Below are 24,222 nucleotides of genomic sequence, written 5' to 3'. Positions count from 1 at the left end.
GTTAAGGAAAAGGCATTCTAGAAATGTCAGGTGCGTATCAAAGGAGGCGAACGCAAGTGAACCGTTGATGAGGTGTCGAAATGGCTAGATGATGTCAAAACCAGCTACAAGTGGGTAGTTGGGATTAGTTCAGCGGCTACCTGATTACTGGCTGAGCGGCATCCGGCATAAAGACGGCGCGACCTTGATACAGGCTTATGCACGGAACGTGAGAACCTGTCGTCCGGGTGCTAAGGGAGAAGCTCAAGCAGAGGACCTGCAAGAGCCTGAGTACCAAGACCGGGCACAGGGGCGGAGCAGTCCGTAGTAGTGAGGAAAGGTCTTTAATGGACCCGGAGCGAAGGGGCTGCCCTGTTCAGTGGAAATTATTAAACAACCGGCAACGGGATGACTTAATGACAAACACAAAGCCCTTCGATGTTTCCAAACAGCTTGTCTGGGAAGCGTGGAAGCGAGTTAAAGCCAATAGAGGAACCTATGGGATTGATCTTGTAAGCTTGGAAGAGTTTGAGGCTGATCTGCCGAAGAACTTGTACAAGATATGGAATCGGATGTCGTCAGGTTCCTATTTTCCGCCTGCTGTTCGCAGGGTGGATATACCCAAAGATGATGGCCGCACACGACCCCTTGGCATTCCCACAGTGGGAGACCGGGTGGCTCAAACGGTTGTCAAACTGGTGTTGGAACCGCAGATTGATCCAATCTTCCATCCCAATTCCTATGCTTACCGGCCTGGAAAGTCAGCAATCGATGCTGTTGGCCAGACCCGGCAGCGCTGCTGGAAGTATAACTGGGTGGTGGATCTGGATATAATGGGGTTCTTCGATACCCTTCATCATGATCTCCTGATGAAGGCAGTCAAGAAACACACCCAGAACAAGTGGGTGCTGCTTTACATCGAGAGATGGCTGAAAGCGCCTGTTGTCTATCCCGATGGAACAACAGAAAGCAGAACTGTCGGTACGCCACAAGGTGGTGTTGTAAGCCCCTTGCTGGCAAACCTGTTTCTGCACTATGCGCTCGATGTCTGGGTAAGCCGTCACTTTCCGCAGGTTCGTTTTGAACGGTATGCGGATGATGGCGTCTACCATTGTGCTTCTCAAGGTGAAGCGGAAACACTATTGGAAGCGTTAGAGCAACGCTTGAAGGAATGCCACTTATCCCTCCACCCGCAGAAAACTAAGATTGTTTACTGTAAGGATAGATACCGTAAGGGAGCCTATCCTGAGATCAGTTTTGACTTTCTAGGCTTCACCTTCCGGCCAAGACGGGTCATGCCAAAGCATGGAATGGTATCCATTGGATATACACCTGCACTTAGTCGCAAGGCTCTTAAACGGATCGGTACGGTCATCAGGAAGTGGAAACTTCAAAGATGGAGCGGGCGTTCTATTGAAGATATTGCGCGTGTGCTGAACCCGGTTGTGGCTGGGTGGATAGGGTACTATGGACATTTCGGCAGGCGGGAACTCTCTCGCATTTATAACTTGCTCGAATTTGCGCTGATCAGATGGGCTCGGCAGAAATATAAGAAGCTGCGACGTAGTTACCGACAGAGCAAAGCATTCATTGGGCGGTTGCGTAAGCAATCCCCAGAGTTGCTTGTGCATTGGAAACTGTATCGCTTTGGCTGAACAGGAAGAGCCGTATGAGCTGAGAGGTTCACGTACGGTTCTGTGAGAGGCTGGGGGTGAAATCCCCCCGGCCTACTCGACTAATCTTACAACCCAGCTCACTCATGTTTGCCAGTGGGCTTGAAGCTGGCAAGCGCCGGGCGCACCCGCCACATGCCAGCTTCAAGCAAGCCGCACCTCATTCATTTTTTCCTCGTCGTTTTGACCTGATGCAATGCTTCAAGGGCTTACGCCCTCACGTGAGCTAGATCGTCGTTCCCCTGACCACAATCTTCCTCGCCCTTCGGTCTGCGGGAGAATGTGGACAGCCTCTCTCCTCACAAGCTCCCGCACACCCGTTTTAGTGGCAAGGGAAATGAAACGGACCTCACAGGGAGCAAGAACAATGGCTAAACTCACCAAAGCAGAAGCAAAGCGCCACGCACAAGCAGTGGAGATCCTCAACAAAGACGTGCTCACCGAGGACGATAAGGATTTCGTTTTTCAGAACTGGCACGAAGGCGCTGAGTTTGAAAACGGCTCGCGTGGTGCGTTCTTCACCCCTTGGGATCTGGCCTTTGATTTCTCATTTGACTGTGGCGGCCACCGCATCATTGATCTATGTGCCGGCATTGGAATGCTGTCCTTTGCAGTCTACCACCGCTTGAAAGAGCGCAACGACAGAGTGCCGGAAATCGTATGCATTGAACGCAATCCCGCTTATGTCGCCGTTGGCAAGAAACTGCTTCCAGAGGCAACCTGGATTTGCGCAGATGTGTTTGAGTGGGAAGAGCTCAATCTTGGCAGGTTTGATCAGGCAATCAGCAATCCGCCTTTTGGTAAGGTGCGCCGCTCAGGCAATGGCCCGAGCTATAAAGGCGGACTGTTTGAACACCATGTCATAGATATCGCCTCAAAACTTGCTTGCGAGGGTACATTTATCATTCCTCAGAACTCCGCCAGCTTTGCTTATTCTGGTGTGCAGTACCACCGCCAGACGCCAACCAGCGCAGGCGGTGAGTTTGCGGCCAGTCAGGGTTTTGAAATGACGGCGGGAATTGGAATTGATACCGCTTTTTACCGCAAAAGCTGGAAAGGGGTTTCCCCGCTGTGTGAAGTGGCTCTGATCGATTTTTCAGAGTGCCAGGCAAAGGAAACGCAACCTGTCATTAAGCCGGTTCCAATAGCTTCGGTCGTAACCGTGGAGGCTGTTTGCCTTCCTCCTCTTGCTGCCATCTCCAACGCAGCCCCGACCGCTCAGCTCTCCCTCTTTTGAGGGAGACACGGGGCTAATTTTGAAAAGGAGATCTGACACTATGGAAATCAAACAAGATGCAGCGCACTGGTATTGTGAGGGATGCAAGACGGTTCATTTACCTGACCAGGAGCGGCGGGTTGATGATATGGGGGATTATCACTGCGCTAAGGCTTGGAAACGCCTCACCAACCCGCAAAACACGACCTTTAAGCAGCGGGTGAATTATGCGCGGGAAGCATTCTTCCTTGGAGAAGACAGCCGCGCCTTTGATAATTGCTTTGAAACGTATGATGGAGCTTTTGTTGTTGCAGCTCTCATGCGCCTTTGTAAAACCGACCTCAAGTTAAAGCAGGCCATTGAGCGCCATATGAGCAGGGCAGGGCTTAATGAATGGCAGCAGACAACGGCCAGCCTTTCGCACATCCCAACGCACAGGCTTTCTCAAAAGGCAGCAGAGCACAGAGCGTTCGAGCAAAATCGCGTTTCTGGGTATGAGCAGCCAAGTCTTTTCTAATAGCTTCCATTTTTCCAAGTCGTCTTATTAACGGGGCGATCTGGCTTGCAAGTCCTGCGCGGGATCTGCCGATCCCACGTCGAACTTTCAAACCAGCTCACTCATGTTTGCCAGTGGGCTTGAAGCTGGCAAGCGCCGGGCGCACCCGCCACATGCCAGCTTCAAGCAAACCGCACCTCATTCATTTTTCCTTGTCGTTTTGACCTGACGCACCGCTGCAAGGGCTTGCGCCCTCACGTGCCCTAGATCGTCGCTCCCCTGACCACAACTTCCTCGTCCCCTGGACTGCGGGAGAATGTGGACAGCCTCCCTCCTTACTAGCTCCCGCACACCCGTTTTGTTGGCAAGGAATATGAAACGGACCTCACCAAGACGGGAACACAAAATGCCCATCAAAGAAATTCTTCTGATTGCTTTGCCAATCTTTTTAGTCGTCGGATCAATTGGCGCATATGCCCTGCTGCTTAACGACATGCGCAAGCGTCACCGTGTGCAAGGGGAATTGGTTCCTCCTCAAAATTCGAGCAATGCCCCTAAGCCTAAGCAGGAACAGCCAGTGGGCCGACCTGCGAATGTCTTATCTGTTCTTGATCTTTCGACTGCTCACCTGTCACCCCAAACGCTTGCAATGCTCAGCGAGAAGACGCCTGAAACCTTTCCGCTTTACGGTGGCAATCTCATGAATGGCCTGTTTGTCTCCGCGTGCAGAGACTACGATTATAACGACAAGAAACTTCCCATTGATTTGCTAGGTTGTCTCACGGCTGCATGGGCGCAGGACTGCTCGCACATTCTCTTTGACTGTGATGGGCCGATTGATGAGTGTTTGTTTATCTACTCATCGTGAACACTGCGGTGAAAAGGAAGAATGGTGCAAGAATACATACTTTGCGCATTATCTGAATATTCTGTATAATGCGCAAAGTGGTAGCGCCGGAGAGACTGAAATGAAAGAGTACACGTTCACCCAAATTAATAGAGAGTGCGGCAGCGTATTAGACGATGCAATGAGACAGCCGGTAACGCTGTGCAAGAATGGAAAGCCCAAAATCGTGATGATCCCTTATGAGGCTTACGAAGAAGCGAGCAACAACCAAGCCGCTTACAAGCTAGGGGAAGAGCCGCCAGAGGTTTCCGCCCTTCTGGATGAGGGATTAGATAACATATTGAAAGATGACGACTAATGAGACAGGGCGACCTTTTCCAATATCGTTATCTATGGGCATACCAAGCCAAACGCGGAGAAGAAGCGGGACGCAAGAGCCGCCCTTGCTGTTTGGTAATCAAGGTTAGAGATCAACTTGCACTCTTCCCATGCACGACACAGGAACCAGAAGGGCGAGGCCGTATCTACCTCGAAATTCCAGACTTGGAGCGTAAGAGAGCTAATCTTGATACGCGGTCCTTCATTGTGCTTGATGAGTTCAACATCGTTCGGAACGTGTCAACGACTTTGAGACAGTGGCATTTGGACTTTAAGCTTGATTTTCTTTCTCTGGCTTTGGTGGATTGATCCAGACGGCCGTCGGGATTTGAGGTGGTTTTGGCGGTTTTAGTACGAAGCGCTCGGGTGTACTGATGAACGCAGCCTCGAGAGTTGCTTGGCGTGCGGCATAGACAGCCTCGGCCTGTCCAAAGTGGACCTGATCAGGGGTCATGAGTCCGATGCCTGCATGATGGTGTTGTTCGTTGTACCATGCAAAGAATCTGCGGCAAAAGTCGCGAGCTTGCTCGATGGTTTCAAACTTCCTGGGGAATTCGGGCTGATATTTCAGCGTCTTGAAGTGGGCCTCTGAGAACGGGTTGTCGTTTGAGGTATGGGGTCGGCTGTGGGATTTGAGCACACCAAGATCCACCAGCATCAGAGCCGTTGTCTTTGCCTTCATTGGCCCGCCACGATCGGCATGCAATGTCAACTGATCGCGTGGAACAGCATGCTTTCCCATCGCATCCATGAACAGTTCCTTGAACTGGCTGGCGCTTTCGGCCTGCTCAATGCGCCAGCCAACAACACGGCGGCTGAAGATGTCCAAGATGACATAGAGATAGAAGTAAGACCATTTCACCGGGCCCATCAGCTTGGTAATATCCCAAGACCAGACCTGATTGGGAGCTTCGGCTAGAAGTTCCGGCTTTTGATAGACAGGGTGCGTGCGCTGACGGCGACGCTCAATGACTTCGCCCTGAGCGGCCAGTATCCGATACATCGTGCGGATCGAACAGAGGTAGGTGCCTTCATCCAGCAAAGTGGCGAATACCTCGGTGGGGGTCTGGTCGGTAAACCTGGGCCCACACAGATGGTCCAGTACCCGAGCCCGTTCATTTTCCGGCAAGGCACGCGCTGAGGGGGGACGTGGCTTTACCGCGCGTGGCGGAGCAGCCAATGTAGCGCGATGGCGAAAAACGCTTGCCCGCGACAAAGAGAGCGCGGAGCAAACGGCTGAGGTCAGGCCGCTGCCTGAGGGCAGAGCAATCGCGACGGCCATCATGACTTGCCGCTGCGCTCTGGCGTCTGCTCCATCTCGTCCAACAATGTCGCCACTTTTTTTTGGATTGCAAGGATGGCTTCCGCCTGGTCCAGACGCCGCCGTAGTGCTGAAACTTCACGGTTAGCCTTGGACAGTTCGGCCTGTAATGGGTTGGCGGGTGCTTTTTGTGGGCCACGTTGACGCGGCTGCAATGATCCCAATGAGCCTGCAGCGCGCGCCCGACGCCAATCCGTTAGCGCAGAAGAATAAAGCCCTTCGCGCCGTAGAATGGCTGTAACACCACCTGTGTCTGCTGCTTGGTCCGTCTCGTCCAGAATGCGCAGTTTGTATTTGGCTGTGAAACTTCTCCGCTTAGGGATAGCGGTCAACTCGGCTGTAGGCTGCACTGGCGCTGTCACCATGCGGGTTGGCGGTGGCGGGGGCACAATATCATCAGGTCCAGTATCGGGTGAAAGCGGTGTCTGTGAAGGCATAACCATGGGTTCGTTCTCCTACGCCATCAAGTGTAAACTTTGGCCAGTGGAATGTCTCACACTTATTGGCACGGAGGGGTTCGAGATGGACTGCTATACGACTTTGAGAGCCTTAGACCTCAAGGGCAATTCTCAGAGCAATTCTTGCGCAAAATTGCTCGTGTCCTGAAGGATGCAAGAGCTGAAAAAAGACAAATTCAAAACACTCATCGTACGTAGGGGAGCGCAAGCTCCCTTTTTCGTTCTGGCTAACTTTCCAGATCCGGTGATCTAAGTGCGGGGCGATCTGGCTTGCAAGCTCACAGCGTGATCGGCTGATCCCACAGTGCGCTCACAATCCAGCTCACTCATGTTTTCTTAAGAGAGCTGGAAGCAGGCAAGCGGCGGCCGCACCCCCCACATGCCAGCTTCCAGCAAGTTGCGCCTCAATCAGTCTACCTTGTCATTTTGACCTGATGCAACCCTTCAAGGGCTTTGCCCTCACGTGCCCTAGATCGTCGCTCCCCTGACCACAATCTTCCTCGTCCCCTGGACTGCGGGAGATCATGGACAGCCTCTCTCCTCACTAGCACCCGCACACCCGTTTATTAGGCGAGGAAAATGAAACGGACCTTCCCAAGACGGAGACAACACCATGACCAAGACCGCAAATGTAAAACTGCTTTCCAACGTGCCGGTATCCAAACTCACCTTGTCCGCGCTCAATCCCCGTCAGAACGTAGACCACAGCGAGATTGAAATGTTGGCCCAGTCTATTAAGGCTTGCGGCTTGATTCAGAACCTTGTCGGTTTCCCTGAAGGGGACAGTATCGGGATCGTTGCAGGAGGTCGCCGCCTTCGGGCGTTGCAAGTCCTGCAAGAGAGCAAGGATATCCTTCCAAACTACGCCGTTCCTGTGCGCCTTGCAGCGACCGAGGAGCAGGCAATTGAGTGGGCCAATGCAGAAAACACAGCCCGTAAAGACCTCAATCCAGCAGAAGAGATTAAAGCCTATGGTGTGATGCAGGCAAAAGGCCATGCACCTGAAAAGATTGCCATCGCATTTGCCCAGACCGTGCGCCATGTCAAAGGACGCCTGCGCCTTGCTGGACTGGCAGACTGCATCCTTGAAGCGCTGGAAGCTGAAAAAATTACGCTTGATATCGCGGCGGCTTATACCATTTCCAGCGATCAGGAAAAGCAAGCGGAAGTGTTTGGCCGCTTGAATGGGCAATGGAATGGGGATCAGCTCCACACCATCAAACGCAGTCTTATGAATGAGGTTGGACAGAGCAACGACAGCCGAGCGGTGTTTGTTGGGCGAGAGGCTTATGAAGTTGCGGGGGGAGCAATCCGCGAAGACCTGTTTGGGGAGGACGTTTACTATCTGGACAGCACCCTTTTGGAACAGCTCGCCACCGATAAGCTTGAAGCAATCCGCCAGAAGCAACTTGCACAGGGCTGGAAGTGGGCGACCGCCAGTATTGACCTACCGGAGATTTACGAGCGCCAGCAACTCACGCGTCTATTTGCTGAAGATGTGCGCTTAACCGAGGAACAGGAAGAGCGCAGACAGGCTCTTATTGATGCTGAGAATGAGGAGCGGGCAACGCCAGAAGAGCTTGAGGAACTGGAAACGTTCTGTGAGCTTCAGTTCCGTCCAGATCAAAAGAGCGTTGCCGGTGTCTTTATCGCGATTGGTTATCATGGAGAGCTGCGTATGGAGAAAGGTTATGTTGCGGCAGACGATCAGGCCGCAGCGGTTGAAGCTGGTGTGGTAAAGGAGCCAAAAGCAGCAGGCAACTCCAACGAACCAGAAAGCAAAGAGTACTCGCAAGCTCTGATTGAAGACCTGAACGCCATCCGTACCGGTGCCATGCAGGCCGCAATTTTAGGTGATCCAGAGCTTGCCAAAGACATTGCGATTTTCGCGATGATCACGAAAAGCTATGAAGGCGACCTGCCTTGCAAAATCCAGTCAGGGACGTGGCGCAATGAGGCAGAAGATCATGGTCAGAACCTACCTGAAGAACTGACAGTTACAGATGATACCCGTATTTATGGGGAAGACGTTGCACAGAGCTTTGCTGCATTCCGCTTAAAGAGTGAGCAGGAGAAAACAATCCTCCTTACCAATGCGGTTGCGCTTTCCTTTGCGGCTCGTACCACCAGCGCAACCAGACAAGTACCGTTTGTTGAATTGGTGGCCGACACAGTAAACCTTGACCCGCGCAAGACATGGACCCCGAACAACACGTTCTTCAAACGGCTTAAGTCCGGCCAACTGGACGAGGTGAAGAGCTATATTGACGGCAAACCAGCAGGACCAGAATTTGCCAGCCTGAAGAAAGGCGACAAGGTGGCCCGCCTTCATGCGTTGTTTAACAACGAGGCAGACCGCAACGGTCTTTCCGGTGAGGCCAAGGAACGCATTGCAAACTGGATGCCTGAGTGTTTGAAAACTCAGTATCAAGCCCTGTCAGCCAAGGAAGAGGAGAGTGAAAAGCTTGCCGCTTGAGTTGCTGGCAAAGCGCTTGTCTCCTTCTTCCTGTCATTTTAGCGAAGGGTGCCGATTGCGCACCCTTCATAATCAATTCGTCAATCAGACGTTGCACCTCACAACTTCCTTTTGAATGCGGGGCGAGCAGGCTTGCAAGCGGTGGCCGCACCCGCCACATGCCAGCTTCCAGCAAGCCGCACTTCATTCATTTTTCCTTGTCGTAATCATTTGAGGTGAGGCTGTTAGGGCTTGCGCCCTCACGTGACCTAGATCGTCGCTCGCCTGACCACAATCTTCCTCGTCCCCTGGACTGCGGGAGAATGTGGACAGCCTCCCTCCTCACTAGCTCCCGCACACCCGTTTATTAGACATGGAAAATGAAACGGACCTCACTAACGCCGGAGAACAAAATGCTTTTAACTCTCAATATTGTAACCCTCATCCTTGGTTTTGCTGTCACTATTTTGCTTCTCAAACGCAGCTATAAAGTTGCAACTATTCAAAACGAATTGAATAAGACCAAAGCTGATTTTGAAGGTGCGCAACAAGAGCTTAGCGACTTGGGGCAGAAATTCAGTGAAATCGAGAAGGAGCTCACCAAGGCGATCAACGACTATGACAATATGGAGGAACGTTACACCGAGACTTTCGGCAACATGCAAAAATACAGACAGCAGGTCCTGAGTTTAACGGATGAGGCTGAAGAAGAGCAGCCAGAAGAAAAGTTGAATGAAGGCGAGTTCAGCTGCACCATTAGTATCTTGCAGCACGAAGGCTTGATCCACGAGGTTGATGTAGATTTTGTAGAGATCATCAAGGCGATAAGCCCAGCTAAATTAATCGAAACTCTCGCAGATCGTTACAGCCTTGAAGCCTCGTGGAGCGTCAACGCTCGTGATTGGACCGGCGCAGAACACAGCCATAAACACAAACTTACACCGGAAAGCATTGACGCCCAGCACGAGGCAATCGAGGCGCAGCAAATCAAGCGCAGCGAGTTCCAAGGCGTTGGTGAGATTGCGTTCTGAAAATCCAACGGAATAACTGGATCAGTCAAGGGCAGGATGCATTGCTCATAGCAACCAAGGGGTGCATCTGCTAAAAGGAATTGAAAGTTTTAGGGCAAAAGCAGCGGCGCTGAGCCAACCAGCGCATCGGGAAAGATAGGCTCTCCCGACTGAGGCAACAGCCTTGCCCCAAAACCGGAGGTGTGGAAATGTGGTTTATGCCAATTTCTGTTACACTTAAAATGAAAAAAACCCGGTGCGCCGGCACAAACCGGTAAAGAATAGATGGTGGAAGTCCATTACATTGAAGGAGTAGCGACCCACAGTGGCCCCGAGTCATGCGGGTATGATCGTGAGGTCATACGCGAAGCGTTGACAGGTGAAGTGCAGGCTAGCCATTGAGCTGCGATAATTTAAATGTTCTGGGTGCCGACGTTCTCGGGTTTGGCGGAAGGCAACACGAGGCGGTGCGCTATATCGCAAGTGCCGTCCTCGACCCAGCGTGGTCTTAGACCCTAGCATGCACGGACATTCTTTACACGGGAGCCGGGAGGTCTCGGATACTGGCCAGAGCTGACTTCATAAAAGCTGCTGGTCCGCGATGGGAAGACGAGGAGTCGTAGCCAAAGATGAACGGTACCGAGAAGTCCGATCTCGCCATAGTAGCTAAGAAGTCTGCGAACAAAGCTGAAACAATGAAGGTGGCGGAGTAGATGGAGCCAAGGGCGGGAACCAAGGGGAATGCGAAGCAGCAAAACACGCGCCGGGCACAGGACCGGGAAAGCGTGCTAAGTGCGCTGGATCGCATACGCAACGCTGCAAAGCACAAGAAGAAGGATAAGTTCACTGCGCTCCTTCACCACATGAGCCCAGCAAGTCTGCGGGAGGCATTTTACGCAATAAACCGTGATGCAGCCCCCGGAATCGATGGGGTGACGTGGCAAGCATTTGAGGCGGAGAGTGATCAAAAGATTAGAACTCTACACCACAAGGTACGAACAGGAGCGTACCGACCTAAACCGGCTTTACGGACATACATACCCAAAGCAGATGGTCGGGAAAGACCACTCGCGATTGTTACGCTCGAAGACAAGATTGTTCAGAGAGCAACGGCAACCATATTGAACCAAATCTATGAGGAAGACTTCCTCGGGTTCAGTTATGGTTTCCGGCCAGAGCGCGGCCAGCACGATGCGCTGGACGCCCTTTACGTTGGTATTACAACGCGCAGAGTGAACTTCATACTCGATGCCGACATCCTAGGTTTCTTTGACAACGTCAATCAGAAATGGTTGCTCCGTTTTCTGGAACATCGTGTCGGTGACCCTCGTATCATTCGCCTGATCCGTAAGTGGTTACGGGCCGGGGTGCTGGAGGATGGTGTCACATCGATTAGTGATAAGGGAACTGGTCAAGGGGCGTCAATTTCGCCGCTACTGGCTAATATTTACCTGCACTATGTTTTCGATCTTTGGGCAAACCGCTGGCGACAGCGGGAAGCTAAAGGGGCCATGATTGTCGTTCGATATGCGGACGATATCGTGGTTGGCTTCGAGCACGAAACTGATGGATTGCACTTCCAGAAAATGCTGCGGGAACGACTGGGACAATTCGACCTCCAGCTCCATCCCGATAAAACCCGCCTCATCGAATTTGGGCGCCACGCGGCCTATCGGCGAAAGAGGCGGGGAGTATCGCGACCAGAAACCTTCAATTTTCTAGGCTTTACCCATATCTGCGGGCGATCCCGAAAGGGAGCATTTCAACTTCAGCGCAAGAGCAGGAGTGACCGCAGAACGGAAAAGCTAAAACAGATAAAAGAAGTGCTGCGGCGGCATATCAACCGCCCTATTCCGGAACAAGGGGTGTGGCTGAAGCGAGTCCTCAATGGTTATTTTGCCTACCACGCAGTGCCGACCAACTCTCGGTCAATCCGAGCTTTCAGGCATTATGTCAAAACGATCTGGATGCGTGTGCTTCGGCGGCGTAGCCAGAGACATAAGATGTCGTGGCAGCGAATGGAGAACATTGCGGAGGAGTGGTTACCAGTCCCGAGGGTCCTTCACCCTTGGCCTAACAAGCGATTTGCCGTCAAACACCCAAGGTAGGAGCCGGATGCGGTAGTTCCGCTCGTCCGGATCTGTGCGGGGGGCACTCAGTAATGAGTGTCCCTACCGCGAGAAGCAGTTGGTCACTGGAACTTCGGGTTAATTTCAAAAGATAGGTAAAGGGAAGGGGACTTAGGTTCCCTTCCACTCCGGTATACTAATACGAATTTCCCTAAAAATCAAATACCTCGGCTCTCAAAATCCGCTGTGATATTGGGCTTGCTCTGAAGGCTTCCAGGACACGGGCGATCTGCCGATCACACCGCGCCTTCCAGCCTTCAGAGCTGCGCGCATTTTCTCTGGACTTGTCAGTCAAACATCGCGTTTTGGCATCGGCTCCTTGCAGGAGACACGATGCCAAAACGCTCAGCTTGCCTGATCAAGTCCGCCTCGGCGCGGGGCACTGGCTCGCTTGCAGCTCACACAGCACCCCGCGCCTCTCATGCGAGCGTTGCTCGCGAGGCCCTCCGTGCCAATAAGCGTGAGACATTGCACTGGCCAAAGTTTGCACTTGATGACGTAGGAGAACGAACCCATGGTTATGCCTTCACAGACACCGCTTTCAGCCGATACTGGACCTGATGATATTGTGCCCACGCCACCACCAACCCGCATGGTGACAATCAGGTCTGGTCTTGGGATATTACCAAGCTGATGGGCCCGGTGAAATGGTCTTACTTCTATCTCTATCTCTATCTCTATGTCATCTTGGACATCTTCAGCCGCCGTGTTGTTGGCTGGCGCATTGAGCAGGCCGAAAGCGCCAGCCAGTTCAAGGAACTGTTCATGGATGCAATGGAAAAGCATGCTGTGCAACGCGATCAGCTGACATTGCATGCCGACCGTGGTGGGCCAATGAAGGCAAAGACAACTGCCCTGATGCTGGTGGATCTTGGTGTGCTTAAATCCCACAGCCGACCCCATACCTCAAACGACAACGCGTTCTCAGAGGCCCACTTCAAGACGCTGAAATATCAGCCAGAATTCCCCAGGAAGTTTGAAACCATACAGCAAGCTTGGTTTTGGTCGAGGAAATTCACAGTTTTGCTCAGCAGCGAGGCAATTCTCCGAGTTTACCCTGAGTGTGCCTGAGTTTACCCTGAGTGTGCCCGAGTTTACCCCGAGTGTGCCCGAGTTCACCCCGAGTGTGTCCGAGTTTGCCTCATGTGTCCGAGTTTACCCCGAGTGAATGTTGGCAAGATATGCTAACCGGCGCCGGTTAGCGGAAATTCTACGAGTTGAAGCCAACCCGGAGAATTGAGCTTATTCGCACTGCCGTGCTCAACGCCTTTTGCTGCGCAAAATTGGAGTATCTCCAATTAAGTATATCTGTGGATAAAATAATTAGGAATTTGCGCAATTTTGTATCAAAACCCGCAGTTTGACTCGTGATTTAAATATTGAATAAAACTGTACTTATAATAAACCTTGCCCACGGCTTAATCGTGACTGAAATGGGGCTGGTTAAAGGTGTAATAATGCTTTATGCACGTCATCACTTGTTGCGCATGGCAAATGCTATGCGGCTCTGATGGTTATTATTTGGAAGATCATAACCATCAGAGCCTAGCAAGTACCAAACAGAACTTGGCACTCGCATAGGGAGAACCCACAACTCACAAATTGGTCGTAGCTCATCTCATGTCCGTTAACGGCTTGAGGCCTAACGCATTTCGTCTTGGAATGCGATAAGCCGAGCTATGCCTAATTTATTTATCCAAACATTAAACATCAGGGATATCCGTTTTACACGCGGGTAATCGAACAATGGCGCTTCCTTGGGGAAATGCCCGAACTCAGTTTCAGCTTGTGCGTGCGCAGGTCGAGGCCGAGCTCGGGAGAGGTGTATCTAAACGTAAGATCTTTGAGGCCCTTCGTGATGAAGGAAAGATCGATATGACAAAGAGGACCTTTTATAAGTATGCGGCTAAGGCTTTGAATCCTATGGCTGAATTGGCTCAAGGAAGTGCCATTGGACCCCCACCAAAAACGGGGGGGAGCAGGACTAATTCACCCCCGGTTCCGCTCCTCCCATCTCAACCAGCAGCTAAAAACCGGTTCCAGATGGCCTCCAAAATTCCCGATTACGAGTAGTAGGTATAAGTAATATGAAATACGTGAACTTTGTGATGCAAGGAAAAGGCGGCGCCGGTAAGAGTTTTATTTCTCTTTGTCTTGCAGAATTTTATAGAACTAAAGATAGAAATCTTGTTGCTATTGATACTGACCCAGTAAATCCAACATTCTCTTCTTATAAGGCGCTCAATTGTACTCTCATTCAAATGATGGAAAATGCCGAAATCGACCATCGAAGCTTCGATAAAATAATTGAGGGTATAATTAGCGCTCCTGACGAAACTCACTTCGTAATTGACACCGGAGCCACCACATTCCTGCCCTTGGTGAAATATTTGGCCGAAAACGACGTACTGATTCTCTTGGATGAGCACGAATGTGAGGTTGCCATCCATACGGTCGTGAGCGGGGGCGGGGCAATTGATGCGACACTCTCCTGTATTGAGAAGTTGTTCGAAGTATTCCCAGAGCAGAAAATTATCATCTGGAAGAACGAATACTCAGGCCGTGCAGAAAAAAACGGCAAGCCATTCGAAGAGCTGAAGTTGTTTAAAGATAATCAGGCTCGTATTTACGCAGTGCCTACTTTAGAGCAGCGCACCGGCTCCTCCTTCAATCACGACATTCAGACCATGATTGAGCGGCGAAAGACCTTCTCGGAGGCAATTTTGGACGAGAATTTCGGCCTCATGTCGCGCCAGCGCCTTAAAAAAATCTGGTCTGATATCTCAGCGCAACTCGAAGCTATGGCCTTGTAAGCGTGAGTGGGGATGTGATGACAGCAAATTCAGCTCAAATTGATGAGAATCAGCCGAATTTCGACTTTATCGAAACGGAGAAGTCAAGTGCTCTTGAGGGTGCGCAGATCTCTTCCCTTGATGAGGTGAGGGCGCTTATCGCCAAAAAACACAGCGGAAAGTCCGTTGGATCTGATGATCCGATCTGGATGCTCTACTCCATGTTTGAGGTGTTTGTCTCTGATTTGTCGGTGCTGCTGGTGGAGGCTGAAACCCGCCTGACGGGCGAGCGCGAAAAGCTGAAAGCCGTGGTGGGCGAAAGTGCCAAAATACTGGCGGAACAGATGGAAGGCGAGCTTTCCAATCTTGAAACCACTCTTGGTCAGATCCGCCATGATGTTGAGGCCAGCTCAATTGAGGGGCTTTTGAAGCAGCAGGCTCAGTTCTCCGCTGAGCTTGGCGCTCTCACATCAAAACTCAAACGCTCTTCACTGCCGATTTATATCTTCACCGCTCTCAACTGGCTTGCCGTTGGAGCTCTCTATCTCATTATGAAGTAGGTCTGTCATGCAGTCTTCCAAAAACTCAAATTCGTTCCTGACCCGTGAGGTCAAACTCTTTCTCCTTGCCGTTTTGCTCTTAACCCCGACCGCCGTTTTTGCTGCTGGGAGCGGGGACTGGGCCGCACCTGCGGTCACAACTTTTGAAAACCTTGAAAGCGGCATGGTCAAAATCGGCACCGTGGCCGTTGGGATCGGTCTTGTCGGCTACGGGGTTTACTCCGCAATCTTTGGCGAAATGCGCTGGCAAAAAATGTTCCAGTACATTCTTGGGGCCGTCCTTATTGTCGCTGCCCCCACAGCAATCCGCGCTCTTGTCAGCGTAGGAGGCTGACATGAAAGTGCAGGACGGCGTTTATCGGCATCTTCAATCCCCCTCTACCATCTTTGGTATGCCGCCCATGTTTGCAGCTCTTGCACTGGGCGGGGTGTTTTTCATCGGCATCGTCTTAACAACGGTGATTGATCCTCCCATTGCCATGCTGCTCTGCATTTTCGCAATCCCGCCCGCGCTGATTTTCACGATCACGCTGCGCCGCAAGGATGCTCATTGTGAGGCGACACTGTTGCTGCCTCACACCTTCTTCAAGGGAAAAAAAGATCGCTGCCTTGTGGCTGGCGCTCGCTCTTTGACGACGAAAAAAGGATTGAAAAAATGAGCATCTTTGTTTCAACCGCAGCGACTTTGGGATTTGCGGGCGGCGCGGCCTTTTATGCAAACAAGTTGCTGCGCGCGGCTGATGGCGGCGGGTTTGAGCAGGACTGGCTTGCCGATGAGCTGGACTTTGATCATCTGCTTGAAGACCGCACCACCGTTGCCTTGAAGGATGGCACCTTGTTTCGGGTGTTTCGGTTGAAGGGCGTTTCTTACGACACCATGAATATGGCAGAGCAAGAGGCCCTGTTTAAGCAACGCTCCAATATCCTGCACCAACTTGGCGGGTCTGGATCTGCTTTTCGCCTGATAGCCGTCAAACAATTAAAAGATATCTCCTTTGACTCTGAGTGGCCCTCTCCTGCCTTACGCGAGATTGGCAAGGCCGAGCAGGATCTGTTCAAACGCGCTTACACCATGGACTGGTATGTTGTGCTGGAAGCGACCACCTTTGAGACCTTAAACAAACATACCAAAACGCTGCTGTCTGGTTTTGACAGATACCAAATTGAGGTGGTTGAGGGCGCTGAGGATCTAAAGGCACACTGTGAACTGACCGCCTTTCTCACCTATCTGGTGTGCGGGCATATGCCGGAGAATGTGAAACGGGTCAGCCGCTCCATCAACGCAAATCTGCCTGCCTGTGATCTGATCATCAATAAAGACGGGACGATCCTCACGCAGACCCCGCGCAAGCACATTCACAGAACCATTGGTGTGAGCGAATATCCAGACAGTGTTTCCGGGATGATGATTTCCAAAATACTTGCGCTGCCAGCAGAGCTGGAAGTGACGCAAATCTGCATTCCGCTCAATACGGAAAAGACCATCCTTGAATACACCCGCAAGAAGGCAGAGCAGTTAAACGGGTTCCTCACATCTGTTTCTATGGTCGATCAGCTGGAAGCTGCCACGGAAGAGCTGACCAACAACTCAAACACCCTGTATCAGACCCAGCTCCAGTTCACGGTTCGCGCCAAATCGGAAGAGGAGTTAAACACTGTTCTGGACCAGATCTCTGCGATCTTGAACACGCGCCGTGTCAGGCATTCAGTGGAGACAGCTCCAGCGGCAAACTGCTGGTTTAACCGTCTTCCGGGCCGCAATAAGCTGGTGCGTAAATTACGTCTTTTTGACTCCAATATCGCAGCGCTTTGGCCGTTCCAGTATTCGCCTGAAGGGTTGTATTCCTCCCCATTCGGGAACCGTCCTTTGCGTTTGTTCAAGACCCCAACGGGGCAGAACTATGCGCTTCAGTTTCATGTGTTTGATAAAAAAGATGTAGCGGGCCATTACCTTTTGTTTGCCCCAACTGGCGGCGGTAAATCCACGTTTATCATGCATCTGCTAGGCGGCATCGCCAAGTTTCCAGGCGTCCCGAATTACATCTTTGATAGTATGCATGGCGCCCAGTACATGATTGAGGTGATGGGCGGACGCTATCAGTCCTTTGATACGCTTTCCCTCAACCCACTTGATTGTGATCTGTCAGATACAAACGCCCGCCAACGGGCAAACCGCATGATGCGGGTGATGCTGGGAGAGCAATACACCCAGGACATGAGTGATCAGATCAATGATGTGCTCGATATGGCAAGTGTTCTGGATGTTGGGGAGCGGACCTTCAGCAACATTTATAAGACAGCGTTCCCGGTTGACACCCAGATCAAGCAAAGCTTCCAGCAATGGGTGAGCAGTGAGCGACAAGGAGCGGGGGCTTACAGCCATATCTTCAACGCCCCGCGTGACAGCATTCGCTCCTTTTTGGATCAAAGCTATCTGACCGGCATCGACATGACCGAGCCGCTTAAAGACCCTTTGCTTGGACCTGCTCTGGTGACACATATTTCCAGTGCGATTTTTGAAGCAGCTCACGCCAACCGCAATGGCTTTTCAATCTTCATTGATGAGGCTGCAAATCTCCTGAAAAACAAAGGGTTCAGGGACCTTGCAAGCCAGATGTACAAAGAATACCGCAAACTTGGCGGTGTTGTTGGCATGGCGTTTCAGTCGCCCTCAGATCTGGTCATCCATGGCAAGGAAGCAGACGGCATTATCAGCAATGCCCCAACCCTTTTCTTCATGTTCGGCTGTGGTGGCAGTGACGCGGATCTTGAGCCGTTCAACTTAAGTGAAGATCAGATTGCCTTTATTCGCGGTGAAACCGATCTGGCGGGAGGGCGACAGGTTCTTGTTGTCAAGCGAGACAAAGCCTCCAGTTACAATGAGAGCACCATCATTGATGTGGATCTGACCCCTTATGGCGATGCGCTGCGCTTTTATCGCTCTGGCCCGGATCCGGTAGCAGAACTTCGCAAAATTCAAGAAGTGTGGGGGGATCAATGGCTTTCTCACGTTTAACAGCAGACCAAACTCAAACGGGGATGACCGCAATGGGCTCCACTCTTGTTAAAGAAAAGACGACCTCGATCACCCAGGCCATACACTCGATCTTCAAGTCAGTCGAAGTCCTTGAAGGCGATATCCGCCAGTTTGTTTTGCATCACAAACACACAGCTCCCCATGACTTGCACACGGGTGAATTCCAAATTTATGCAGCTGTCTACATCAACGGCGAACAGGAGCAGTTGCCTCGGGTTGAAGGCTTGGTTGTTCTGGCGACCAGAACGCCTGATGCGTTCAGCTACAAATTCATCAGCGAAAATCTTAACCCGCATGCTTGTGAGTGTCCGATTTGTGTCTTGGACTTCCTGACACCGACTAAGCAGCCGTGGGCACTCTTCTGGCGCACAAAATGCCGCAACTCCCAGCTCAACCAGCATCCGTTGTTACGCATGTCCGCTTAGGAGGACTGCAGCCAAAGACTGTCCGGGACCTCTTCAATAGGAAATTTGTAATGCTGACCAAAGACGAGAAGATGCAAGAAACTGCCAATGATGATGCGCGGCACCGGGACAATCTTGACCGGGAGCAGGGCAGAGATAATCTTGACGGCCTGGACAGGGCGGCTCGCGATGATAATGGCGCGGGAGATTTGAAACATCATGAGACAAATACCCTTATCAAGGAGTTTCTAGCGAACCTTGTTCGCCTGGAAAAGCGTGAGGAGTTGCGCAAAGAATTATCTGAGCTGGGTGATATCGACAAACTTTGGATGGAGCGTAAGCGATATCGTGAACTCGAAAAACAGGAAAATCCGAAGGCTAGAAAAACTTTAGATGAGTACACTTTGGCAGATATCAATGCGTTGATGAAGAGAGCCAGTAAAGGGGACGCTGCAAAAAGGGAAGTGATGAATGATCTCGGCGTAGTTGTCAGTAAGTCAATATCTGACACTGTGAATGCAGATCTACGGTCTATTCAAGTTACTCTTGATCACCTGAAAAAATCTGTCCTTAATCTCTCTCTTGATCAGTTCAAAGGTTGCAGACATCAGATTGACCTTAATCCTTTACAAGTGACAGCGGGCGAAGTTCGAGAGGACCTGGCGTCGATAAAGGGCGAGCTTTCCAAGCATAACCAAGACTTAGGACAGCTGAAGGAGGAGCTTGATACCAAGGCCCTTTACACAAAAAAACGTGATGGCTGGCTCGTGCTTGGCGCGGCAGCCATAGCCTTGGTTATGGTATTCAATAATCAGTTTATCGACAGCTCTCAAGAGAGGGATATAGGCGGAATTGAACGCCAGCTTACCCGGCTTCAGCAAACGATAAAATACGTTGCTGAAGAACAGGGTGTGGATTTTCCTGAAGTGGTCCGGGTCAGTCCGCCGCACTATCCTGTGATCACAAAGGTTGAACCGACCCTCCTTCCTTCCCCGCCTCTTTTAAGCCCGGCGGAAAAGCTCGTGATTACGCGTAAACCAGTGATTGAAGGGCCTGTCGTCACATTTTCAGGAAAATCACCTAAACCTGCCACGCAAAAAGCGGAGGTGGGGCAATGAAGATCTCACGGTTTCTCGCGATCACCGCTTTAACACTGTCGCTCAGCCTGACTGCTGGGGCCAGCTTTGCCGCGCAGCCGGTTATTGATGTGAAGGCTTTGGCGGAGTTCAAGAAGCAACTGACGCATATGAAAGATCAGATCAAGACGCTTAAAGAGCAGCTTGATGTGGCTAAGGATGTGCGAGCTGGCGTTGATAATACGCTCAAAAGCATTGGTGAGGTCTCCTCGATCTCCATCCCGTCAATCAACTTCAGCGATATTACCGGTCAGATCATGTCGGACAATTCTTGTCTGGTTCCTGATTTTGACAGCTTGATGCCTAATGTCAGCTTTGAAGACATGGATATGGGCTCGCTGTGCTCCAGATCTGATGCCTACCAGAATGGATTGGTGGCAGAGCCTGAAGACATGGAATCCATGACCTGGGAAGAGAAGGGCGTGACGCAGGACGCCGTCAAACAGGCCCGTGTCAATACGGTGGCCGATTCCGCGTTTAAAGGTCTGGCTCAGGCTGATATGGCGCAGGAAAACGCAGTTCAAACCCTTAAAGCAGCGCAGGAGTTAAAGAGTGCGGGCGCGTCTGCTCAAACCGTCAATGATCGCCTGCAGGTGCTTATTGAAGTCAATACTGCCCTACTGCAAAGCCAGTCTCAAACCAATCAGTTGCTTGCACAGATGCTTAAGGTCTCGGCGGCGCAGTCCATTGTTCAGGGCGTTCCCATCGAGAGCGAGCTGGCTAAAGGCGACATGAAGAAAAAGGGAGGCTCAAAATGACCTCCCTTTGTGTGACGACCAGATCAACCATCTTGCAGGAATTCAAGCAGGCCTTCGCGTTTTCGTTCTTCGTACATGCTCTTGTAAAATTCGCGCGTATCGGGTCTGCGCCAGTTGGGAATGGCACAGCCGTCCATAGCAAAGCCAAGGACCCGAGTGTGCTTGTCGCAATAGTAAGTCTCAAAGGCTTCCCAGTCCTCAGGATGCCACGGCGCAGTGTTGCCGAACTTGCCGTTCCATTTGTATTCCAGCAAGGTCAGGTCGTGGTAGCGGGCAATGGCGGCCTGATCGGTACTTTGCAAAAACACCTCCCGGTCCACCTGGGCGCGAAACTTTCGTTCTGCCTTCGTCTCCTTAAAAATCGAAATACCCTTACGCGCCACTTTCCATCGTGGTTTGAACTCGGCTTCCGCCGCTTGTTCAAAGGCCTTGTAGGTCCCCTCGTATTTTACAAGTTCGGCAGTGACCTCTTCATGGCTTTTCAAAGTGGTCCACGCCCATTTGGCGTAGGCCAGATCCAGAATTCTGGCGGCGTTCATACCATCCATAATGTTTGTGGAGCCATCGCCTTCCAGAACAATAGATCCCTTCAGATTGTCAATATCGGGTTCGGCATGGGCCAGACTGGAAAACCCCAGAAAGGAGAGAGCAATGAGTGATGCCTGTATCAGCTGCCGGTTGATTGAGGAGTACGTCAAAAATGGTGACAAGTACGTCAATGATCTCATGAGTATAGCCTATGATCCTATGGTGACAATATTTGCCAGTCTAGCATGTTTATGGGCGGTCTGGCAGGGGTTTAAGTTGGTCACAGGCACCACGGATATGAGCTGGGTTGTCACCCAGTTTGTGTTTATCTTTTTCGGGTTCGGGGTGCTCACCGCCCTCAAATTCGGTCTTGCCGGACAGGTCTATACGGCCACCACGACCTTGATGTTCGGCATTCCCGGCGCTCTCATGGGCGCAGGCAGTGGCTCCGATGCGATCACGGGCCTGGTCTCCAATCTGGAGACTGCCTTCACGCAGCCGTTCGATATGGGAAAAGCCATGATGAACGGAGCTGGATGGCTCGATAAGGCAGGTGTTGTCGTGTTTGTCGCCGCGCTCATGCTGCCTTTTATTCTCATGATGATTGCCTTTGTCACCCATGTGGCGATTGGCCTGTTCCGCGTCATGATCGTGTGCCTGCTGGCCCCATATGTGATTGCCATCAGCGCGTTTCCTTTTGGCCGGGACAAGATCGGAACCGGGATCTCAACCCTTTTGACCGCGATTTTGACACTGGTCGCGGTCTCACTGGTGTTCTTGCTGGTTATAGCAGGTGTGGGTTCTTTAATGCCAGCTGGGCAGAAGCTCAGCACCGATATCTTCCAAGCAGAAACATGGGGCAAATACGTTCTGGTGATCCTGACCGCGTGGTCCGGTGTGGCGCTGGTGCAAGAAGCGGTCTCGCTGGCAGGCACATTAGCGCAAGTCACACTCAATGCTGCCACCCCCGGTATGATGATGTCCGGTGTTGGTCAAACAGCTGGGGCTTACGGCAAAGGCATTGGCATGGCGGGCAAAGGTGCTGCCAAAGGCTATGAGAAGCTGCGCGATATGTATGTGGGCAAGAAATCTTCCTAGCAAAAACAACAGCCTGACCTTTTAACCCGAGAAGTAATCCAATGACCAAATTGTACGTTCCTGTTCTCTCATTCGCCCTGTTTCTGGCTGGCTGTGCAACCAACGATGAGATGCCATATGAGCCGGTTGATACCGACCTGATGCGGCCCTCGCCTTGCGCCTGTCTGGAGCTTGATTATCAACCCCTGACCTTTGAGTGGATTGATGCTGCAAAAGTTTAAGAGATCGCACGCGAGTGAGGCAGTTGAGAAGCGCGAACCTGCGATGGATGTTGTTGGTCAGGCTGATCGAAATGCTGGAAATGCAAGCCATAAAGCGGTGTTGGAAGCTGATCCATTTGCGTACCAGAGCTCTCACCGCAGGCTGGTGTTACTCTTCAGGATCGCGGTTGGCTACGGTGTTGCAGCTACAGTCATAGCGGTGTTGTTGGCGCAAGCGGTCTCAGTCTTGGTGCCCTTGAAGACAACGCAAATTGCCTTGCTTCGCGTCGATCCAGCAGATGACCGCATCTACCGTGTTGAGCCAATCTCTGTCGAGGTGGATGGTTTTGAATTGATGTTGGAGAAGATGGCGCGGCGCTATGTGGCGCAGATCCTTGCCATTGATCCAATCTCTCAAGCGACGCGGTTTCAGGAAGTTGCTCTTTATTCTGACCAGGACTTTTACCGTGAGTTCCTGAAGGAAAACGAGGGCCGCATCAATGAGGCAATTGAAGATGGTTTGAACCGCTCAATCACCATTGAAAGCGCCAATCAGGTTGATGCGTATGGCGGGATCTATCAGTACGCCGTTGATTTCATCCAGACAGATCGGATTGGCAGGCAAAAGCCGGAACAAGCCAAGCTTCGCGCCTATCTGGAACTGACCACACGTCCGCAAGAGGTCACCACAGTGGAGCGGTTTGAAAATCCCCTTGGCATTCGCATTTTAAAACTGGCTGTTCAGGAAAGACCGACCACATGAAGTCTTATTTCTCCCTTCTTGTCGCAACCACCTTACTTGTTTCAAACACAGCGGCCGCGCAGACAGGCTTGAACCGTGGTCCGCAAACACCAACCCAGCGGATCAATCAGGGTCAGCAGGTCGCCTCCAGTGTGTCTGCAAGCGTCCCTCAAGATGCCTTGCAACAGGCAGCAGCACAGCGGCGCGGCCAGTTTGGCTCCATGAGCCGGACCACAGTCCCACTCGGCCAGATCCAGAAGGCATGGGACAAAGCAGGCAATAAGAGCGGTGTTCATACCCAAGTTGAGTGCGGGACCTGTGTCTACCGTGTCCGCCTTCGCGAGTTCATGCTCACCGTGATCCAGCTTCCTGAAGGCGTGAAGATTGAAAACGCAGATGTGGCTGATGTGAGCTTGTTTGATACGCAGGTTCGCAATGACAACACACTGGTGATCAAGCCACTGGCGGCAGGGGTGGACAGTTCGCTTCAGGTCTACGCCGAAGATGGGCAGGTCTACAGCTTCTACCTTCGCGCCGAGACGGTGAATTCAAAGCATATTCCAGACTTGCGTTTTAAAATCGAAAAGCCGCATTACACCCGGTCTGCTCTGATTGGTGTTGCAGCTGGCGGGGCTCCAAGCCCACTGATGAACATGACCTATCCTGCGCAAGTCCCGGCTACCGAGCCAGTGCCAGGCGATTACGTTAAAAAGGCCAATATTGATCCCTCCAAACTGCGCGGCTGGGGCGACTACAAGCTTTGGGGATCTGATGACAGTTTGAAGCCCGAAATGGTGCTTCGCGATGATCATTTTACCTACATTTTTTATGGCGACAAGTTCAATTCTTTGGAGCTCCCAACAGCCTACGTGGTGGTTGATGGCATTGATGAACTGGTCAATACGCGCCGGTCAGGCTCCACTTACATCGTTGAGAGCACGAATAAACTTGTGACTTTAAAGTCCGGCCAGTCCTTCATGTGCATTGAATACAAGGGGAGCTGAC

The 24,222-nt window shown here is 51.7% G+C and carries 23 protein-coding genes and 2 pseudogenes; 23 read left to right on the top strand and 2 right to left on the bottom strand.

Features of this window, described 5'->3' with window-relative positions; all coding sequences use genetic code 11:
• The first annotated feature begins 395 nt into the window (after positions 1-395).
• From ltrA (BLS62_RS27165) to BLS62_RS30855, 6 genes are all read left to right on the top strand, one after another.
• Complete coding sequence (gene ltrA / locus BLS62_RS27165) at positions 396-1,634, top strand: group II intron reverse transcriptase/maturase (protein WP_200798628.1); 1,239 nt, start codon at positions 396-398, stop codon at positions 1,632-1,634.
• A gap of 385 nt (positions 1,635-2,019) precedes the next feature.
• A complete protein-coding gene (locus BLS62_RS27160) occupies positions 2,020-2,889 on the top strand; it encodes a class I SAM-dependent methyltransferase (RefSeq protein WP_093189915.1) in 870 nt (289 codons plus the stop codon).
• Between the two features lie 40 nt (positions 2,890-2,929).
• The gene (locus tag BLS62_RS27155) at positions 2,930-3,385 is read left to right on the top strand and encodes a hypothetical protein (protein WP_093189913.1); all 456 of its coding nucleotides are present in this window, start codon (positions 2,930-2,932) and stop codon (positions 3,383-3,385) included.
• A 385-nt stretch (positions 3,386-3,770) separates the two neighbouring features.
• Complete coding sequence (locus BLS62_RS27145; RefSeq protein ID WP_093189907.1) at positions 3,771-4,232, top strand: DUF5983 family protein; 462 nt, start codon at positions 3,771-3,773, stop codon at positions 4,230-4,232.
• Positions 4,192-4,569: a type II toxin-antitoxin system prevent-host-death family antitoxin gene (locus BLS62_RS32850; RefSeq protein ID WP_093189904.1), complete on the top strand. Its 378-nt coding sequence runs from the start codon at positions 4,192-4,194 to the stop codon at positions 4,567-4,569. The genes BLS62_RS27145 and BLS62_RS32850 overlap by 41 nt, the downstream gene beginning before the upstream one ends.
• Positions 4,569-4,898: a hypothetical protein gene (locus BLS62_RS30855; protein ID WP_143521617.1), complete on the top strand. Its 330-nt coding sequence runs from the start codon at positions 4,569-4,571 to the stop codon at positions 4,896-4,898. Before BLS62_RS32850 ends, BLS62_RS30855 begins: the two co-directional genes overlap by 1 nt.
• On the opposite strand, the pseudogene BLS62_RS27135 reads toward BLS62_RS30855, so the two are convergent.
• Positions 4,861-6,245, bottom strand: a pseudogene (locus BLS62_RS27135) (IS3 family transposase); the annotation flags it as partial. The gene BLS62_RS30855 and the pseudogene BLS62_RS27135 overlap by 38 nt on opposite strands.
• A 736-nt stretch (positions 6,246-6,981) precedes the next feature.
• Between BLS62_RS27135 and BLS62_RS27125 the strand changes: the two are divergent.
• The 13 genes and pseudogenes from BLS62_RS27125 (at position 6,982) to BLS62_RS27060 (ending at position 20,649) form a co-directional block, all read left to right on the top strand.
• Positions 6,982-8,844: a ParB/RepB/Spo0J family partition protein gene (locus BLS62_RS27125; RefSeq protein WP_093189901.1), complete on the top strand. Its 1,863-nt coding sequence runs from the start codon at positions 6,982-6,984 to the stop codon at positions 8,842-8,844.
• Positions 8,845-9,236: 392 nt separating this feature from the next.
• Positions 9,237-9,854, top strand: coding sequence for a hypothetical protein (locus BLS62_RS27120; protein ID WP_093189899.1), 618 nt, complete (start codon positions 9,237-9,239; stop codon positions 9,852-9,854).
• Positions 9,855-10,546: 692 nt separating this feature from the next.
• Positions 10,547-11,941 carry a group II intron reverse transcriptase/maturase gene (gene ltrA / locus BLS62_RS27115; protein ID WP_348271861.1) on the top strand — a complete coding sequence of 465 codons (1,395 nt, stop codon included), beginning with the start codon at positions 10,547-10,549 and terminating at the stop codon, positions 11,939-11,941.
• Between the two features lie 354 nt (positions 11,942-12,295).
• Positions 12,296-12,523, top strand: a complete 228-nt coding sequence (locus BLS62_RS31420) for a hypothetical protein (protein WP_093189897.1) — start codon at positions 12,296-12,298, stop codon at positions 12,521-12,523.
• 39 nt (positions 12,524-12,562) lie between these two features.
• A pseudogene (locus tag BLS62_RS27105) lies at positions 12,563-12,952 on the top strand (DDE-type integrase/transposase/recombinase); the annotation flags it as partial.
• A 1,097-nt stretch (positions 12,953-14,049) separates the two neighbouring features.
• Positions 14,050-14,775: a P-loop NTPase family protein gene (locus BLS62_RS27095; RefSeq protein WP_093189891.1), complete on the top strand. Its 726-nt coding sequence runs from the start codon at positions 14,050-14,052 to the stop codon at positions 14,773-14,775.
• A gap of 17 nt (positions 14,776-14,792) precedes the next feature.
• Complete coding sequence (locus BLS62_RS27090) at positions 14,793-15,314, top strand: hypothetical protein (protein WP_093189888.1); 522 nt, start codon at positions 14,793-14,795, stop codon at positions 15,312-15,314.
• Positions 15,315-15,321: 7 nt separating this feature from the next.
• Complete coding sequence (locus BLS62_RS27085; RefSeq protein ID WP_093189885.1) at positions 15,322-15,648, top strand: TrbC/VirB2 family protein; 327 nt, start codon at positions 15,322-15,324, stop codon at positions 15,646-15,648.
• A gap of 1 nt (position 15,649) precedes the next feature.
• A complete protein-coding gene (locus BLS62_RS27080; RefSeq protein ID WP_093189882.1) occupies positions 15,650-15,973 on the top strand; it encodes a hypothetical protein in 324 nt (107 codons plus the stop codon).
• Positions 15,970-18,330 (top strand): VirB4 family type IV secretion/conjugal transfer ATPase, encoded by a 2,361-nt coding sequence (locus tag BLS62_RS27075; protein ID WP_093189879.1) that lies wholly within the window; start codon positions 15,970-15,972, stop codon positions 18,328-18,330. Before BLS62_RS27080 ends, BLS62_RS27075 begins: the two co-directional genes overlap by 4 nt.
• Positions 18,312-18,776 carry a hypothetical protein gene (locus BLS62_RS27070; RefSeq protein ID WP_093189874.1) on the top strand — a complete coding sequence of 155 codons (465 nt, stop codon included), beginning with the start codon at positions 18,312-18,314 and terminating at the stop codon, positions 18,774-18,776. The genes BLS62_RS27075 and BLS62_RS27070 overlap by 19 nt, the downstream gene beginning before the upstream one ends.
• Before the next feature lie 50 nt (positions 18,777-18,826).
• Complete coding sequence (locus BLS62_RS27065) at positions 18,827-19,873, top strand: AAA family ATPase (RefSeq protein WP_093189871.1); 1,047 nt, start codon at positions 18,827-18,829, stop codon at positions 19,871-19,873.
• Positions 19,870-20,649, top strand: coding sequence for a TrbJ/VirB5 family protein (locus BLS62_RS27060; protein ID WP_093189869.1), 780 nt, complete (start codon positions 19,870-19,872; stop codon positions 20,647-20,649). Before BLS62_RS27065 ends, BLS62_RS27060 begins: the two co-directional genes overlap by 4 nt.
• A 23-nt stretch (positions 20,650-20,672) precedes the next feature.
• On the opposite strand, the gene BLS62_RS27055 is transcribed toward BLS62_RS27060, so the two are convergent.
• A complete protein-coding gene (locus BLS62_RS27055; RefSeq protein WP_143521616.1) occupies positions 20,673-21,377 on the bottom strand; it encodes a hypothetical protein in 705 nt (234 codons plus the stop codon).
• Positions 21,378-21,453: 76 nt separating this feature from the next.
• Between BLS62_RS27055 and BLS62_RS27050 the strand changes: the two genes are divergently transcribed.
• From BLS62_RS27050 to BLS62_RS27035, 4 genes are read left to right on the top strand one after another with little or no spacing between them, the layout of a single operon-like run.
• A complete protein-coding gene (locus tag BLS62_RS27050; protein ID WP_143521615.1) occupies positions 21,454-22,275 on the top strand; it encodes a hypothetical protein in 822 nt (273 codons plus the stop codon).
• Positions 22,276-22,316: 41 nt separating this feature from the next.
• Positions 22,317-22,496, top strand: a complete 180-nt coding sequence (locus BLS62_RS27045) for a hypothetical protein (RefSeq protein ID WP_093189860.1) — start codon at positions 22,317-22,319, stop codon at positions 22,494-22,496.
• On the top strand, positions 22,480-23,238 hold the full coding sequence (locus tag BLS62_RS27040; RefSeq protein WP_093189857.1) for a VirB8/TrbF family protein: 759 nt from the start codon (positions 22,480-22,482) through the stop codon (positions 23,236-23,238). The genes BLS62_RS27045 and BLS62_RS27040 overlap by 17 nt, the downstream gene beginning before the upstream one ends.
• Positions 23,235-24,221, top strand: coding sequence for a TrbG/VirB9 family P-type conjugative transfer protein (locus tag BLS62_RS27035; protein ID WP_093189854.1), 987 nt, complete (start codon positions 23,235-23,237; stop codon positions 24,219-24,221). Before BLS62_RS27040 ends, BLS62_RS27035 begins: the two co-directional genes overlap by 4 nt.
• Position 24,222: the final 1 nt, after the last annotated feature.

It is taken from the genome of Pseudovibrio sp. Tun.PSC04-5.I4, from assembly GCF_900104145.1.
Classification (GTDB): Bacteria; Pseudomonadota; Alphaproteobacteria; order Rhizobiales; family Stappiaceae; genus Pseudovibrio.
Note: the sequence above shows the minus strand (reverse complement) of the source record. Positions and strands in the feature narration are given on the sequence as shown.

Bases quoted from the DNA above. Each gene is read 5' to 3' on its own strand.
- ltrA (WP_200798628.1), top strand. From the start codon at position 396: ATGACAAACACAAAGCCCTTCGATGTTTCCAAACAGCTTGTCTGGGAA.
- BLS62_RS27160 (WP_093189915.1), top strand. From the start codon at position 2,020: ATGGCTAAACTCACCAAAGCAGAAGCAAAGCGCCACGCACAAGCAGTG.
- BLS62_RS27155 (WP_093189913.1), top strand. From the start codon at position 2,930: ATGGAAATCAAACAAGATGCAGCGCACTGGTATTGTGAGGGATGCAAG.
- BLS62_RS27145 (WP_093189907.1), top strand. From the start codon at position 3,771: ATGCCCATCAAAGAAATTCTTCTGATTGCTTTGCCAATCTTTTTAGTC.
- BLS62_RS32850 (WP_093189904.1), top strand. From the start codon at position 4,192: ATGGGCCGATTGATGAGTGTTTGTTTATCTACTCATCGTGAACACTGC.
- BLS62_RS30855 (WP_143521617.1), top strand. From the start codon at position 4,569: ATGAGACAGGGCGACCTTTTCCAATATCGTTATCTATGGGCATACCAA.
- BLS62_RS27125 (WP_093189901.1), top strand. From the start codon at position 6,982: ATGACCAAGACCGCAAATGTAAAACTGCTTTCCAACGTGCCGGTATCC.
- BLS62_RS27120 (WP_093189899.1), top strand. From the start codon at position 9,237: ATGCTTTTAACTCTCAATATTGTAACCCTCATCCTTGGTTTTGCTGTC.
- ltrA (WP_348271861.1), top strand. From the start codon at position 10,547: ATGGAGCCAAGGGCGGGAACCAAGGGGAATGCGAAGCAGCAAAACACG.
- BLS62_RS31420 (WP_093189897.1), top strand. From the start codon at position 12,296: ATGCCAAAACGCTCAGCTTGCCTGATCAAGTCCGCCTCGGCGCGGGGC.
- BLS62_RS27095 (WP_093189891.1), top strand. From the start codon at position 14,050: ATGAAATACGTGAACTTTGTGATGCAAGGAAAAGGCGGCGCCGGTAAG.
- BLS62_RS27090 (WP_093189888.1), top strand. From the start codon at position 14,793: ATGACAGCAAATTCAGCTCAAATTGATGAGAATCAGCCGAATTTCGAC.
- BLS62_RS27085 (WP_093189885.1), top strand. From the start codon at position 15,322: ATGCAGTCTTCCAAAAACTCAAATTCGTTCCTGACCCGTGAGGTCAAA.
- BLS62_RS27080 (WP_093189882.1), top strand. From the start codon at position 15,650: ATGAAAGTGCAGGACGGCGTTTATCGGCATCTTCAATCCCCCTCTACC.
- BLS62_RS27075 (WP_093189879.1), top strand. From the start codon at position 15,970: ATGAGCATCTTTGTTTCAACCGCAGCGACTTTGGGATTTGCGGGCGGC.
- BLS62_RS27070 (WP_093189874.1), top strand. From the start codon at position 18,312: ATGGCTTTCTCACGTTTAACAGCAGACCAAACTCAAACGGGGATGACC.
- BLS62_RS27065 (WP_093189871.1), top strand. From the start codon at position 18,827: ATGCTGACCAAAGACGAGAAGATGCAAGAAACTGCCAATGATGATGCG.
- BLS62_RS27060 (WP_093189869.1), top strand. From the start codon at position 19,870: ATGAAGATCTCACGGTTTCTCGCGATCACCGCTTTAACACTGTCGCTC.
- BLS62_RS27055 (WP_143521616.1), bottom strand. From the start codon at position 21,377: ATGAGATCATTGACGTACTTGTCACCATTTTTGACGTACTCCTCAATC.
- BLS62_RS27045 (WP_093189860.1), top strand. From the start codon at position 22,317: ATGACCAAATTGTACGTTCCTGTTCTCTCATTCGCCCTGTTTCTGGCT.
- BLS62_RS27040 (WP_093189857.1), top strand. From the start codon at position 22,480: ATGCTGCAAAAGTTTAAGAGATCGCACGCGAGTGAGGCAGTTGAGAAG.
- BLS62_RS27035 (WP_093189854.1), top strand. From the start codon at position 23,235: ATGAAGTCTTATTTCTCCCTTCTTGTCGCAACCACCTTACTTGTTTCA.